The following is a 14,350-nucleotide window of genomic DNA, read 5'->3' as shown; positions in this document are numbered from 1 at the left end:
GGCTCCCGCGCTCCCGCCGGCTCCCGGGACGGGCCACTCGATCGATCGGGCCGCGCCGCCCGCGCTCCCGCCGGCCGCCCGGATGGTCTCCGCCGGACCAGCGGCACCTGCCACCGGCCGGGATCGGCGAGTGGGCATACCGGTCACACTCCAGCCAGCGACCGGGGCACCGGTACGGACTCGAGCACCTCGCGGACAGCATCCTCGGCGGTGTAACCACGCAGTTCCGCGTCCGGTGCCACCAGCAGCCGATGCGCGAGCACGGATGCGGCGAGCGCCTTGACGTCGTCCGGTGTGACGAACGTGCGCCCCGCCGCGGCGGCCCGGACCTGTGCCGCACGCAGCAGGGCAATGCTGCCGCGCGGGCTGGCGCCCAGCCGCAGCCGCGGCAGCGTGCGGGTTGCCGAGACCACGTCAACCACATACTCGTGCACGGTGTCCGCGACGTGGGTACGCGCGCTCGCGGCGACCAGCGCCAGTACCTCATCGGTGGACAGCACCGGGCTCAGGTCCTCCACCCGCATACCCGACCGGCGATTACGCAGAATCGCCACTTCGGACTGACGATCCGGATAACCCATCCGTACTCGCATGAGAAAACGGTCCAGCTGCGCCTCGGGCAACGCATACGTGCCGTCCATGTCGACCGGGTTCTGGGTGGCGACGACGAAAAACGGCAGCGGCACCGCATGGGGCTGGCCGTCAACAGTGACCCGCCCCTCCTCCATAACCTCCAGCAGCGCCGACTGCGTCTTGGGCGACGCCCGGTTCACCTCATCGGCCACCACCACATGGGCGAACACCGGCCCGGGATGGAACGCGAACTCACCGCTTCCCTGGCGGTAGACGGTCACCCCGGTGACGTCGGACGGCAGCAGATCCGGGGTGAACTGGATGCGGTGACAGGACGCGTCCAACGATGCCGCGACGCACCGGGCCAACGACGTCTTGCCCAGCCCCGGAACGTCCTCGATGAGCAGATGCCCACCGGCGAACAGACAGGTCAGCGCCAGCGAAACCGCCTCGGTCTTTCCCCGCACCACCAGTTCGACGTTGTCGACAAGAGCCTGGAAGGCGGTCGCGAAATCGAACGGGCCGGCACCGCTGGTTGGCATCGTGGACACGACGACATCGTAGCCAGGCGCGCCGCGCCAACGGCCGGGCAGCGGATACGTAACCGCTGTGGGCGGCCGGCGGCGCGCCGATACCGCCCACAGCAGGTATTCACAAACGAGCGCTTCCGGCCCTGCCGGCGGAGCACGGGCGACAGGCTGGCAGTGTGCTCGGCTTCCGCTCAGGTGCCGATGAAACCCTTGCTCTGGAGCCAGGTACGGGCAACCTGGGTGGGGTCCTGGCCCTTGATGTCGACGTCACCGTTGAGCTCTTGGAGAAGTCCGTCGGTCAGGGCAGGCGCGATCGCATTAATGATCTTTGCGAGGTCGGGGTGGTCCTTGTAGACGGATTCGCGGACGGTGAGCGCGGGGTTGTAGATGGGGAAGAAACGCTTGTCGTCGTTCAGGACGCTCAGGCCGAGCCCGCTGATACGCCCGTCGGTGGTGGCGGCTTCCCCGAAGTTGCAGGGATTGTTCTTGGCCACCGCACTGTAGATGGCGCCCTCAGCGATGGTGGCGAGACCGTCCTTGGGCACGGTGAAGTCGTACGCCTTCTGCAGGCCGGGCAGGCCGTCATTACGGCCGGCGAACTCGCTGGCGACGCACATGGACGCTTTTGACGGGTCGGTCCGCACAAGCCGGGAGTAGTCGGAGAGCGAGCTGACGCTGAGCTCTTTGGCGGTACTGGTCTTCACCACAATGGCGTAGGTGTTGTCAGCCGGTGCCGCGGTGAGCCAGGTGACGTGATTTTGTGCCAGGTCCTCCTGTGCGACGGCTTGGTACAGCTGAGCCGAGTCGTTGATCGGGTCGGTGTGCTTAAGATAGTTGACCCAGGCGGTCCCGGTGTATTCCCAGTACATGTCGATGCTGCCCGATGTCAGCGCGGTGCGGGTGCTGTTGCTGCCCTGTAGTCCACACTTCTCCTGAACCGTCGCGCCGGCTGAGCGCAGGGCGAGGCTGGTGAGGTGGCAGAGGACAAGCTGCTCGGTGAACTCCTTGGACCCGACGGTGAAGGTGGCGCCCTTCAGCGAGACGCCCCGCGCGAGGCTGCCTTCCTTGACGGTACCGCCGCTGGAGCTGAAACACCCCGCGGTCACAGCGGTGAGGACCACGGCAAGGACAATGCGGATGCGGCGCGGGCGGTGGCCCGGCAGTGGGCGCATGATGCTTCTCCTTGGGGCAGATGGGTTGATGAAGGTGCGCGGGAGGAGATGTTCGCAACGAGCCGCGGCCAGGACTTTTCAGCCACGCTCACAAGGCCACGGTCCAAAGCCACGGTCTAAAGGCCACGGGGACGCAGGTGACGTTCGGCGAGGCCGACAAGCCAGTCGCTGGTCAGCGCGAGCACGGCGGTCAGGACGCTACCGGTGAGCAGGACCGGGGTCCGGTTGAGCGCGATGCCGGTGTTGATGAAATCGCCCAGGCCACCGGCGTTGGTGAACGCGGCCAGCGTCGCGCTGCCCACGTTGAGGATCACCGCGATCCGGACGCTGGCCAGAATCACGGGGACGGCCAGCGGGAGTTCCACCCGGAACAGCACGGCGGTTCTGGTCAGCCCCATCCCCCGGCCGGCGTCGATGAGCGAGCGGTCAACGCCCCGCAGGCCGACCATGGTGTTACGCAGCACCGGCAGGGCCGACACGAGTACGAGCGCGATCACCGCCTTTTGGAACCCGATACCGACAGTGACCGCGAGCAGTACCAGCACCCCCATGGAGGGGATGGCTTGGCCGATGTTGGCCAGGGCGAGCAGCGGGGCGACGAACCGGCGTAACCGTGGTCGCGTGAGCAGCACGCCGAGCGGTATCGCCAGCACGATGACCAGTGCGGTGGACACGGCGACCAGTTCGATGTGCTCGATCAGCCGCTGGGTGATGAGCTGCGGGCTGATCGATCGCCGCTCGATGTCGTCGAGGTTCTGGGCGTGCAGATAGGCCAACAGCGCCACGCACGCCGCGATGAGCACTGCCGGGGTGGCCAGCACGCCGAGCAGGCGGCGAAAGGTTGTTCGGCCGGCGGATTCCCGCGGTGCCCGTGGTGTCTCGGGCGGTTCCTGATCCGCGAGCGCGGCGATTGCGCTCATCGCCGCCCCTCTGACAGGCGGGCTGGTTCCGCGGGCGGCCGCGGCCGCGTAGCTCGGGCGGGAGACTGCCGCACAACGGATGACCAGGAGAGCGCGCCAACGGGATGTCCCTGTTCGTCGATGACGACCGCGCTGTCATCGCGGGCGTGCAGCATCGCGTCCAGCGCGTCGTGCAGGCTCTGGTCGGTCCGTACGACGGCGATGGGGATGGGGACAGGGACGGCGGGGATGGGAACGGGGAGGTCGTTCCCGGCCGTCCGGGTTGCGCGACGGTCGGTGGGATGCAGCCAACGCAGCACTCCCCCGGTGTCGTCCACCAGCACAGCACGCCCGGAATCGGGCCCCCGCTCAGCGGGGGCGGCGCCGGTACGGGCATGGACGACCTCGACGGGTTCGAGCGCGATGGAGCCGACCGGTTCGAGGCGCAACCGGCGTATCGCGGCACCGGTTCCGATGAACGACCTGACGAACCCGTCGGCTGGTTCGGCCAATATTTTCGACGGTGTGTCGTACTGCACCAGGCTGGCCCGCTCGGCCAGCACGGCAATGCGGTCGCCGAGTTTGACCGCCTCACCGACGTCATGGGTGACGAGCACAATGGTCTTGCGGATCTGGGCTTGCAGGTTCAGAAACTCGTCCTGTAGCCGTTCCCGGGTGATCGGGTCGATGGCTCCGAAGGGTTCGTCCATCAGCATCGCGGGTGGGTCGGCGGCCAGGGCTCGGGCCACTCCCACGCGTTGTTGCTCGCCGCCCGAAAGCTGTTTGGGGTAGCGGCCACGGTACGCCCTGGGCTCAAGGCCGACCAGGTCAAGCAGCTCATCGACGCGGGCCCGGACGCGGCTCTTGTCCCACCTCAGGGTCCGCGGTATGAGACCGATGTTTTCGGCAATCGTCAGGTGGGGGAACAGGCCGACCTGCTGGATGACATAACCGATGCGTCGACGCAGCTGGTCGGGGTCAGCCCTGGTGACGTCCTCGCCGTTGAGGAAGATCCTGCCCGCGCTCGGCTCGATCAGCCGGTTGATCAGGCGGAGAGTGGTGGTTTTGCCGCAGCCGGAAGGACCGAGCAGCACGGCGATCTCGCCATCACGGATGTCCAGCGACAGCTCGGAAACCGCAGGCGCGGACTGGCCGGGATAGTGCTTGCTGACCCGCTCCAGCCGGATCATCACGTCGTCCGGCGGAACCGCGGTGGAGCGGTCGGTCATCGAAGGCCCCGGGAAACGGTGAGCCGGGACAGCACGACAAACAGCAGGTCCAGAAGCATGGCCAGCAACGCGACGCCGAGCGTTCCGGCGAGCGTGTCGTTGAGGGCGTTGGCCCCACCGATGCGGGCCAGCCCGGTGAAGATCAGCTCGCCCAGGCCTGGGCCGGCGACAGCGGCGGCGATCGCGGCGATGGCGACGGTCATAATCGTGGCGAGTCGTATGCCGGTAAGCACAACCGGCCAGGCCAGCGGTAAACGGATCCGCCGCAGCCGGTCCAGCCGGCCCAGCCCCATGCCACGCGCCGCGTCCTCGACCGCGCTGGGCACCGATTCCAGTCCGGTGATGGTGTTGCGCAGGATCGGGAAGATCGCGTAGAGGACCAGAGCGCTGATAGTGGGGGCGAAGCCCAACCCGAGCAGCGGAATGAGCAGACCGAACAACGCGAGGGACGGGATGGTGAGCATGGTACTGGCTATGCCGAGGGCGATCTGACTGGCCTGCGGATGGCCTTCGACGGCGGCTCCGATGCCGATCCCGACAGCGGTGGCAATGGCGACCGCGATCAGCACCACCTCGGTATGTTCCAGGAACAGCACGACTAACGTCGGCCAGCGTTGAGAGAGATAGTCGGCGAAGCTCATCAGCGTCTCCAGCTCGTTGACGGCGTGGCCGCGGGAGTCAGTTCCCGGTCCGGGCCGCGGGGTTCGGTGGACGCGTCAGCACGCCGGCCAGGAACTCATCCAGGCATTCGACGGTCTTTCTGCGGGCATGACTGTCATCAACATCCATTCCGTGGGGTCGCGGTCTTCGAGGAACTCCAGGCGCATGGGTTCACCGGCCCGCTCGCGCGGTGAACCTCCCTGTGTAATGTTTGCCTACTTTACGTAGCCTCTCGTGATTTGGCAACAACATACCAAGAGCGTACGGATGCACGGAGAAGAAGCGGAACCCGCCATGAATTACGCTCCTACCAGAGATCAGTTTTCCGGAAGAGGGCCACGTCCTGGTGAGTGTGACATATACAGCGATGTTGTCCATACGGGCTGACAGTGGACGTCATGACAGGTCCGCGCCATCGTCGGGATGCCACGGCCGCCCAGTTCCCCGGCCAGTTCCCCACCGGTTCCGCGGTCAGGGCCGCACAGCCCTGGAGATCACGTCAAACGCCTTGTTGATCCGGCCTCCGTGGGCAGGCGCCGCGTGATAGATCATGAATCATGCTTGTAGCTTTCAGCGCGACACCGATCGGATTCGGCGAGGACGTCGGCGACCTGGTGGCCGAAGCCGTGCGCGTGGTCCGTGCCAGCGGCCTCCCCAACGAGACGAACGCGATGTTCACGATGATCGAAGGAGAGTGGGACGAGGTCATGACGGTCGTGCGACAGGCGGTCGACGCCGTCGTCGGGGGATCCAGACGGGTAAGCCTCGTGCTCAGGGCTGATATTCGTCCCGGTGTCACCGACGCGCTGCACAGAAAGGTCGCCTCGATCGAGCGGCGGCTTGCCGGGCCCGCGCCAGCCGGTGACCCGCGGTAGGACCCGCGGTAAGCAGCCGGCCCACCAGCCGGCACTTTCCGTTCCGCCGCTTCCCAGCGCTTCCGCCGCTTCCCGCCGTCGCGGCGGCCCCAGCCGCGACGCGACGGCGCTCCGTCGGATACCAGTCGTCGGATGCCAGTCGAGCGCACGGCTGTTGACGGGCTCGGGCTACCCGGCCACCACCTCCCGGATCTCCGCCAGGAGCCGCGCGACCTCGGTGGTGCTGCCCCGTTCCAGATGCCACCCCGCGATCTCAGTGAGTGCGCCTATTCGATCGAGCCGGACCGCCGTATCGTGGCTCTTCTGGACCGCGTCAGCCAGTACCGCCGCGATCTCGCTGACAGACTCGATCATGACGCCCTCCTGGTGACCATAAAGACGACGAAACCCCCGTACCCAGGGCTGGATCTGGTCGTGATACGGGGGCCTGCCGGAGTGGGGTGAATCGGATGTAATTTCGTCCTAAGTATACAGATGCTCGACTATGAGGCGAATGTCGGGTTGCTCGATCCCGCTCACAGGCTCAGCCAGGGGTACGGGCCGCTGCGCCCTGATCCACGCGATCCGCCGTCGCGCCCGGCCATATACAGATCTTGTAATGTGTGGATGGTGCCGGCTCGCGTCCAGTGCCGCCCTGCTGAGAGCCATGCGGTCCGGGTGTTGGTGACATGGGTATGATCATCCGTGCACGTCGGATCAATCCGGACGACGCCGAACGGCTGCGTGCCGTCCGGCTGGCGGCCCTGGCCGATGCGCCCATGTCCTTCTGGCAGACCCTGGCGGGCGAGAGCGCCCGTCCCAGTGCGGACTGGCGGGCGCACGCCTTACGCAACTCGGCAGGTGACACGCACGCGACCTTCCTGCTGGAACGGGACGACCCGGCGGGCTACGACCCGGAACGGGACGACGGTCCGATGGGCATGGTCGACGTCTACCAGCCATCGCTGGCGCCCGAGTTCCGCGAACTGGCCGCCCTGTGGGTCGCGCCGGCCATACGCGGTACAGGGGCGGCCGACACGCTCCTCGACACCGCCGTGGGCTGGGCACGAACGGCTGGCGCGATCGGCGTCCGGCTGTGGGTCGTGCCCACCAACACGGCCGCGGTGCGTATCTACACCCGCCATGGCTTCACGCTGGCCGGCGGCCCCGAACCCGACACGGACGACCCGGCGGGCAAGGTCTACGTACCGATGCTGCTCATGCTGGACAGCGATAAGAGCGCCCGAGGATAGGGCGTTCGATCAGGAGCGGCTCATCCGCGCCTGGCAACTGCTGGTAGGCGGTGGTCCGCATCCACGGCTGGAACACGGTGACGGTCGTGGTCGGTATCGGCCGGCGATCAATCGATGTCGATACCGCCGTCGATGTCGATGTCGATGCCGTCGATGCCGTCGATCTTCACCACCTTGGAGCTCCGCAGCACCTTTCCGGTCACGTCCAGCGCCCGCACCTGGAAGTACGGTCCTGGGCTGTTCGTCGCGACTGCCGTCTCAAAGCCGGACCGGCTGGCGTGTCCAACGACCACCGACAGGGAGTCGGCGTCCGGTCCGGCGAGCACCTGCCACGCTCTCGTTTCCGTCGAACCATTCCAGGAGGCGTAGACGACGTGGTGCCCGCCCTCGGCGCGCACCGCCACGCTCGGCGGGTAGTACGGAATACCGACCCACTCGTTCCGAAACGCTCGATACGAGATGTTGGAACCCGGCATCTTCGCGTCGTAGCGCAGGCTTCGTAGGCCGTTGTTCTCAGCGTTCCCCGCGGCCGCGTACTCCGAATAGTACGAACTCTGCCCCCACCCGATGAACCTGTTGCCGTTTGCGAGCCGCTGGGTATTTCCCTGGGATGCCGAGTACAACGGTGGCGCATGATAGTAGGTCCGCACGGCGGTCGCGCTGTGGTTGCTGAAGTCAAGACCGATAATCAGGCCGTGTGACTGCTGTTCGGGTGCGCCGCCCGGCTGGTTGCAACAGCCGTCGTCGAACATGCTGATCCTGTTTCCCGGCAGAAATCGTGCGTCGTGCTGCCAATAAAAATCCGCGTCAGGACCGAAGGTGAAATCATTCTTCCGGCCGCCGAGCTGCCAGTTGATCGCCCCGGTGCTCCGGGCAACGTCATAGATCGCCCACATATTTCGAGCGGAGATCAACAGCTGGTCTCCGGCGCCCTCGTCGATCGAGTTCACGTGGTAAGGATCCCACACCCCGCCGGATGACGAGGTATCAGCGGCCGACACCTCGGAGTCCGCCAGGTTCACGTGCTCCAGCATATCCCACGAAAAGACGAGCTTCCCCGTTGCGAGATCGACCTCCTGAACCTGGCTGTCCAGGACGGCCCCGTCCTTCGAGCCCCCATAGGGACGGAGGTCCATCGGCACTGGTTTAGACGCGAGAAACAGCGCGGTCCCCCGGCTGGTCAGGAGAAATTCGTGTTCGTCCGCGTTGAAACCGTTTCGGGCCGAGACCGTCTTGACCAGGCGATAGTTGGTGTCGTAAATGTAGTAGCATCCGCCTGGCTCGGGCGCGCCGCCCGGCAGATTCGTGTAGGTCGGCGGAATGGCGATGGATCCCTGCCACCAGGTCAGCACCGGCTGAGTCTTTCCAGTGTGTGAGTTGCGATAGGTCTGAACCTTGACGTCGGCGTTCTGGAGGGCCGTGGACGGCAGCGGACGGAACCAGACCGGATCGCCGGAGTTGTCGACTGTCAGTGCCCCGGTCTGGCCGACCACCTGGCCAAGGCTGTAGGGACCGACAAAGATGTGCCCAGGGGCCGTGCCCGGCTGCCGCGCGGTCACGGTAACCCGCATGGGATGCAGGTCCGGCTCGGACACAAAGCTCCACACGTCACTGCCTGACGTGATCGGCGCCGGCGTGCTCGGTGTGCCAAAATCTCCCGACGGCGGGGCGGGTTCCGTCGCGCACAGGCGAGACGAGTCCGGTTGCCAGTTCGCCGCGGCCGGAGACACCCCGCCCCCGACGACAAACCCAGCAGCAAGCACACCGGCACCCAGGCCGCCCATCCCTCTTCTTGCGCCGCGCGCCCACAGCTTTCGCACCGCCATTGCCGACCTCCCTTGGCACCGGACGCCGCTGTCCGATTGAGGTATCCGAGCCCTTGGCACGGCTATTATCCCGATACCGTTTACGCGCACCGGTTCTGTTGCCCCACAGCATTGCGGAACGCCAGCAAGAATAGGTCGGGACCAAGCTTCTGCCACCGCCGACACGCCGGCCGGTCCGGCTGGCCGTCAACCGTAACGGGACAGCGCCGGCGAGCCGCCCGCCCGGTCACCGTTACCGACAAAGTCAGGGCTGTCGGCTCACGAAATGCATTGCCCGGAACGGGCGTACCCGCCATGCTCGAAGACTCGCTTCATGGAAAACACGCGTCAGCGCGGCACAGCGCCACATGTGCGCAGTTGGCCACGAGGACCGGGATCTCGACCAGCGGATTACCTGCCAGCTGGCTTTGGAGCGACCGACAGCAGGGGACGCGGCAGCACGGGGTTGGTCAGACAATTCGGCGGCTGCCTGGGCCGGGCCGTCCCATGTGCACATCGACCGCTGTCAGGCTGTGCAGAGAACTTCGCCGTGCAGGATCGAGAACCAGCCGTCCTCGGCCGCCGCCCAGTTCAGCCACGCGCACGAGATGCGCTGGAGGTCACGCTGGTCGGCCATCCCGGTTGCCACCAACTGCTGGGCGAGAGCGGAATTCAGGATCCGGTCGGCCCACATTTCACCCCACCAAGCCCGATCCTGACAGGAGGAGAAGCACCAGGTGCTCGAGGTCGCGGTGACGGCGGCGAAGCCGGCCCGGCGTGCCCAGGACAGCAGCCTGCGCCCGGCGTCGGGTTCACCGCCATTCGCGTATGCCGCACGGTGGTAGAGCGCCAGCCATTCGTCGAGCTCCGCGATGGCCGGATACCAGGTGAAGGCGGCGTAGTCACTGTCGCGCGCGGCGACCATGCCACCGGGCTTGCAGACCCGGCGCATCTCCCGGAGCGCCTGTACCGGATCGCCGACATGTTGCAGTACCTGGTGGGCGTGGACCACATCGAAACAGCCATCGGGAAAGTCCAGTGCCTGGACATCGCCGACCACGAAGCTGATATTGCCCTGGCCTCGCACCCGTGCCTGCGTACGGGCGAGCTCAACGGCCGCTTCGGTGACCTCGACAGCCGTCACCCGCCCCGGAGCGATCCGGCCGGCCAGGTCAACAGTGATCGTTCCAGGGCCGCACCCGACATCGAGCAGGGCCATTCCCGGCCTCAGGTGCGGCAGCAGATATCCCGCGGAGTTCTCCGCGGTCCTCCAGCGGTGCGATCGCAACACCGATTCGTGATGCCCGTGCGTGTAGATCGCACGCTGCCCACCAGCTTGTACTCCCTCATCGGCGTCCACCCGTTGACCGTAGCATCATGTTCTACCATTCGAGATGATCATCTCACTATATAAGATCGATCACCTCAGAAACTGCCCACCGGCAGCTGCGGATGTTTCGCCGACATCGGCGAGGCGTTCCCTTCGCTCCGGCCTTGCACCCCAAGTCGATCTCCATACAGTTCGGATCTTGAGAACGCCCGCTCATGTTCCGTGCGGTGCCAGCGCATCCTCCGATCCTCCACGCGCGATGCGCACGCTGGCGTCAGCCGCTGGCATCGTCCAGGTCGGCAGGCAGTTCGGCAGGCAGTTCGGCAGGCAGTTCGACGGGCAGGCGCCGCCGGGCTCGCTGCCTGACCTCGTCCGCGAGCGTGTCGGCGACGAGCAGCCGGGGCAGCAGCCCCGGCTCCGTGGTGAGCGCCCGGAAGACAAGCCCGACCGTGACATCGTGATCGGGCCGGCCCATGACCGTCACCGGGTCGCCGGTCTGGATCATCCCTGCCTCAATGACGCGCAGGTAGGCCCCGGGGACCGCTCTGTCGGTGAAGGTCCTGACCCAGCCCTGTTCACCGAGCCATCCGGCGAACGTCCGGCAGGGAATGCGGGGGTTCGTGACCTCCAGCACGACATGCTCGCCGACCCGCCAGCGTTCCCCGATCAGCGCGGCTGTGATGTCGATTCCCACAGTGGTCAGGTTCTCCCCGAACACCCCGCATGGCAGCGGCCGGCCCAGTTCCACCGACCAGGTGTCCAAATCCTCCCGCGCGTACGCGTAAACAGCCTGGTCGTCCCCGCCGTGATGCCTCAGGTCGCAGACCCGGTCACCGACCAGCCCACTCCCGCCGACGCCTTTGGGACCAGGAGCACGCACCTCGACAGCGGCGCTGACCGGCCTTTTGTCAATACCGGTCATACCGATTTCCGAGTACTCGGTACGGCTGGCGGCCCCAAGATTCACTGACAGCAGAGAAATCATAATCAAACAGTTCTCGGACGCACCGCGGGCTCCCCCTCACGACATCGCCAGCCATGATAACGGACGGCTGTTATCGCCGTGGCTCCCACCGGAAGTGACGGACCGCGAACATCGAGGCGACGACGAACCAGATTGCCATGATGCCGATGTCACCCCAGGCGAAACCGTTGCCGGGTCCGTGGGGCAGCCGCGGGTCGAACGCGGCGAAGATGGTCTGGACCAGCGGCCGGACAGGGAACACGCTGGCGATGTGGGAGATGGTGGAGCCGGGCCTGACCGGGAAAAAGACCCCCGACAGGAAGAGGATCGGAAACATCACGAGATTGATGACCGCGGGGGCGGCGTCCGCGTTCGGCACCATCGCGGCCACGGCGACACCACAGGCGCAGAACGTCGCCGCCCCCACCACGAGCGCCACCAGCAGCGCAACGTAGTGACCCGGAAACGTCACGCCATAGAAGAGCACGCCGAACAGTGCCGTCAGGACCACCAGCAGGATCGCCACCAGAAGCTGGTTGAGCAGCAGACCCGCAAGAAAGTCCCGGGCCCGCAACGGCGTGCCGCGCTCCCGCTTCAGCAGACCCGAATCGCGGCGGATCGCCAGCTTCAACGCCACGTTCATGAAACAGGCGGCGATCACACCATAGGCGATGATGCCCGGGATGAAGTACTGGTTGTAGTTCAGCCCACCGAAGAAATCGATCGTGGTCCCGGTGTTCAGCGACGCGAAGATCACAAGAAACATCAGCGGGAAGGCGAAGGTGAAGAACGCCGACGCCGGATTACGCCAGAAGGTCAGCTGTTCGAACCGCGCCTGATGGACGATCAGCCGCACCTCACCGCCCAGCCCGCCGCCCGCCCGCCCGCTCGGCCCGCGCCTCGCTTCGGTCACCCCGTCCCCCTCACGGCTGCCGTGCCCGACATGGCTGTGGCGTCGGCGCCGCCGTCAACGCCTGCGTCCGCATCTGCGCCTGCGCCGGTCAGTTGCAGGTAGACGTCCTCCAGGCTGGGACGGGTCACGGCCAGCCCAGGCAGTTCGTACCCGCGGTCGACGGCCCAACCGGTCAGGACGTGCAGCGTGCGGGTGGGTTCGCCGGTCTCGATCAGCACCTGCTCGCCGGTGACGGTGGCCGCCATCGGCAGGTCCGCCGCGCGTACCCCCGGCGGTGCGGTGAACGTGATGTGCGCGGCGGCGGTGTCCCGCCCGCCGAGGGAGTCCGGCGGGCCCTCGGCCACGATCCGGCCAGCCGCCATCACCGCGACCCGGTCGGCCAGTTGCTGCGCTTCCTCCATGTAATGGGTGGTGAGCAGGATCGTCGTGCCGAGATCACGCAGCGACCGGACAAGATCCCACGCCCCGCGCCGGGCTGACGGGTCGAATCCGGTCGTGGGCTCGTCGAGGAACAACAGACGGGGCCGCCCGACGATGCCGAGCGCCAGATCGAGCCGCCGCTGCTGCCCGCCGGACAACTTCGCGACCCGCACCTTCGCCTTCTCCGTCAACCCGACCAACGTGAGGACCTCGTCGGTGCGGCGAGGATCGGGGTAGTAGAACCGCCGCCGCTCCACCGTCTCGGCGACGGTGAGGTAGGGATCGACGGCAATATCCTGCAGGACGATGCCGATCCGCCGCCGGAGGTCGAGCGCGGTCGCCCTGTCCGCCGGGTCGTAACCGAGAACGCGGACCTCACCGGCGGCGGCAACCCGGTAGCCCTCCAGAACCTCCAGCGTCGAGGTCTTGCCGGCGCCGTTCGGCCCGAGCAGCGCGAACACCTCCCCGTGGGCGACGGTGAAGTCGATCCCGCGGACGGCCTCCAGCACGCCCACCCGCGGGCCGCGCTCGTCCAGCCGCCCGTTGCCATGCGCTGGCTGCCCGCCACGCCTGGGCTTCACCCGTCGCGACCCAGGCCGCGTCACCTGGAGCCCAGCCGGCCGAAGCTCATAGGTCTGCCTGAGCCCCCGGACGTCGATGGCGCTCCCCGCCTCCGCGCCGGCCGGTTCTGTCACCGTGAGGGATGACCTCATGCCCGGCAGGGTCTCATACGGAAGACATCGCCATCGCCGACAGGACGCCTTCGCGACACACCGTCCACATCCAGCGGACACGTGATCCTGCTACTGTATAGCGCTCATTCAATCACTACCTGTTATCACACCGGGAACGGCCCTGCGCGGCTGGGTTTCAGGGAGCACCCGCCCGCCGGAAGCAACACGATGATCACAATGGGCTACGCGCCTGACACGCCCCACAGCCAGGCCAGGGGCGGATTGTGACATTCTTGACCTATGGGTGACGGGGGTAACGCAACTGATACAACACAACCCGCTGACGGTGCCGACTACGACTTCTTCGTCAGCTACACCGGCGTGGACGCCGCCTGGGCGGAGTGGATCGCCTGGCAGCTGGAGGGGCGGGTACGTTTCGGTGAACGCTCCGCCCGGGTGTTCGTGCAGAAATGGGACCTGGTGCCGGGCACGAACTGGGCGGCCGGCATGCACCGCACGCTGCCGGCCTCGGCCCGGGTGGTGCCCGTCCTGTCCCCCGCGTATCTGGCCGACTCCCGGTACGGCAACGCCGAGTGGCTGACGATCTGGCCGGATGACCCCGAGGGGCTCGAACGCCGGATCGTGCCGGTCCGGGTCGCGGAGTGCCAGCCTGGCGGGCTGCTGCGGTCGATTGTCCACATCGATCTGGTCGGCTGTGACGAGGCGACGGCCGCCGACACGCTGCTCACACGCATCACCGCGTCCATCGAAGGCCGGGCGAAGCCCACCGTGGCCCCGCTGTTCCCCGGCCCGGACGGCCCTGCGAGGCGCGCCGCGCTACCGCCGCGACGATGGCCAGGGCCGGCCACCGCGCTCCCGCGGCACCCGACCACCACGGCGATGGCTGGACCGGTGCCCGCCGCTGACGCCAGCACCGCCACGGCCAGCACCGCCGCTGTCGCTTCGAGTGGCGCCCGGGGCGGCGGCACCGAGCCGGCCGTCACGGTGCTGCACATCTCCGACACCCAGTTCGGGGCGCATCACGTGTTCGGCCGGGCCGGGCTCACCGAGGCG

Annotated in this window: 14 protein-coding genes; 3 read left to right on the top strand and 11 right to left on the bottom strand. The window is 67.0% G+C overall.

Annotation, left to right across the window (positions count from 1 at the left end; translation table 11 throughout):
* Window positions 1–143 precede the first annotated feature (143 nt).
* From MJ785_RS15615 to MJ785_RS15595, 5 genes are all read right to left on the bottom strand, one after another.
* On the bottom strand, window positions 144–1,115 hold the full coding sequence (locus MJ785_RS15615) for a MoxR family ATPase (protein ID WP_239310963.1): 972 nt from the start codon (window positions 1,113–1,115) through the stop codon (window positions 144–146).
* Between the two features lie 179 nt (window positions 1,116–1,294).
* Window positions 1,295–2,275: a glycine betaine ABC transporter substrate-binding protein gene (locus MJ785_RS15610; RefSeq protein WP_239310952.1), complete on the bottom strand. Its 981-nt coding sequence runs from the start codon at window positions 2,273–2,275 to the stop codon at window positions 1,295–1,297.
* A 116-nt stretch (window positions 2,276–2,391) separates the two neighbouring features.
* Complete coding sequence (locus MJ785_RS15605) at window positions 2,392–3,195, bottom strand: ABC transporter permease (protein ID WP_239377239.1); 804 nt, start codon at window positions 3,193–3,195, stop codon at window positions 2,392–2,394.
* On the bottom strand, window positions 3,192–4,403 hold the full coding sequence (locus MJ785_RS15600; RefSeq protein WP_239377238.1) for an ABC transporter ATP-binding protein: 1,212 nt from the start codon (window positions 4,401–4,403) through the stop codon (window positions 3,192–3,194). Before MJ785_RS15600 ends, MJ785_RS15605 begins: the two co-directional genes overlap by 4 nt.
* Window positions 4,400–5,044, bottom strand: coding sequence for an ABC transporter permease (locus MJ785_RS15595; protein ID WP_239310955.1), 645 nt, complete (start codon window positions 5,042–5,044; stop codon window positions 4,400–4,402). Before MJ785_RS15595 ends, MJ785_RS15600 begins: the two co-directional genes overlap by 4 nt.
* A gap of 576 nt (window positions 5,045–5,620) precedes the next feature.
* Here MJ785_RS15595 and MJ785_RS15590 point away from each other — a divergent pair.
* On the top strand, window positions 5,621–5,938 hold the full coding sequence (locus MJ785_RS15590; RefSeq protein ID WP_239381495.1) for an MTH1187 family thiamine-binding protein: 318 nt from the start codon (window positions 5,621–5,623) through the stop codon (window positions 5,936–5,938).
* Between the two features lie 168 nt (window positions 5,939–6,106).
* On the opposite strand, the gene MJ785_RS15585 is transcribed toward MJ785_RS15590, so the two are convergent.
* Window positions 6,107–6,292 (bottom strand): hypothetical protein, encoded by a 186-nt coding sequence (locus MJ785_RS15585; protein ID WP_239310957.1) that lies wholly within the window; start codon window positions 6,290–6,292, stop codon window positions 6,107–6,109.
* Window positions 6,293–6,612: 320 nt separating this feature from the next.
* Between MJ785_RS15585 and MJ785_RS15580 the strand changes: the two genes are divergently transcribed.
* Window positions 6,613–7,170 (top strand): GNAT family N-acetyltransferase, encoded by a 558-nt coding sequence (locus MJ785_RS15580; RefSeq protein ID WP_239377236.1) that lies wholly within the window; start codon window positions 6,613–6,615, stop codon window positions 7,168–7,170.
* Window positions 7,171–7,277: 107 nt separating this feature from the next.
* Here MJ785_RS15580 and MJ785_RS15575 read toward each other — a convergent pair whose 3' ends face one another.
* The 5 genes from MJ785_RS15575 to MJ785_RS15555 form a co-directional block, all read right to left on the bottom strand.
* Window positions 7,278–8,996, bottom strand: coding sequence for an arylsulfotransferase family protein (locus MJ785_RS15575; RefSeq protein WP_239381493.1), 1,719 nt, complete (start codon window positions 8,994–8,996; stop codon window positions 7,278–7,280).
* A 505-nt stretch (window positions 8,997–9,501) separates the two neighbouring features.
* Window positions 9,502–10,293: a class I SAM-dependent methyltransferase gene (locus MJ785_RS15570; protein ID WP_370651628.1), complete on the bottom strand. Its 792-nt coding sequence runs from the start codon at window positions 10,291–10,293 to the stop codon at window positions 9,502–9,504.
* A gap of 286 nt (window positions 10,294–10,579) precedes the next feature.
* Entirely contained in the window at window positions 10,580–11,287 is a 708-nt protein-coding gene (locus tag MJ785_RS15565; protein ID WP_370652960.1) for an MOSC domain-containing protein, read from the bottom strand.
* A gap of 73 nt (window positions 11,288–11,360) precedes the next feature.
* Window positions 11,361–12,182: an ABC transporter permease gene (locus MJ785_RS15560; protein WP_239310962.1), complete on the bottom strand. Its 822-nt coding sequence runs from the start codon at window positions 12,180–12,182 to the stop codon at window positions 11,361–11,363.
* Window positions 12,179–13,138 (bottom strand): ABC transporter ATP-binding protein, encoded by a 960-nt coding sequence (locus MJ785_RS15555; protein WP_370652959.1) that lies wholly within the window; start codon window positions 13,136–13,138, stop codon window positions 12,179–12,181. Before MJ785_RS15555 ends, MJ785_RS15560 begins: the two co-directional genes overlap by 4 nt.
* A gap of 438 nt (window positions 13,139–13,576) precedes the next feature.
* Between MJ785_RS15555 and MJ785_RS15550 the strand changes: the two genes are divergently transcribed.
* A partial coding sequence (locus MJ785_RS15550; protein WP_239381487.1) for a toll/interleukin-1 receptor domain-containing protein occupies window positions 13,577–14,350 on the top strand: 774 nt, incomplete at its 3' end.

Source organism: Protofrankia sp. CiT1, assembly GCF_917627335.1.
In the GTDB taxonomy this organism is placed as follows: Bacteria; Actinomycetota; Actinomycetes; order Frankiales; family Frankiaceae; genus Protofrankia.
The sequence above is the reverse complement of the archived record's forward strand: the minus strand, read 5'-3'. Positions and strand labels throughout refer to the sequence as shown.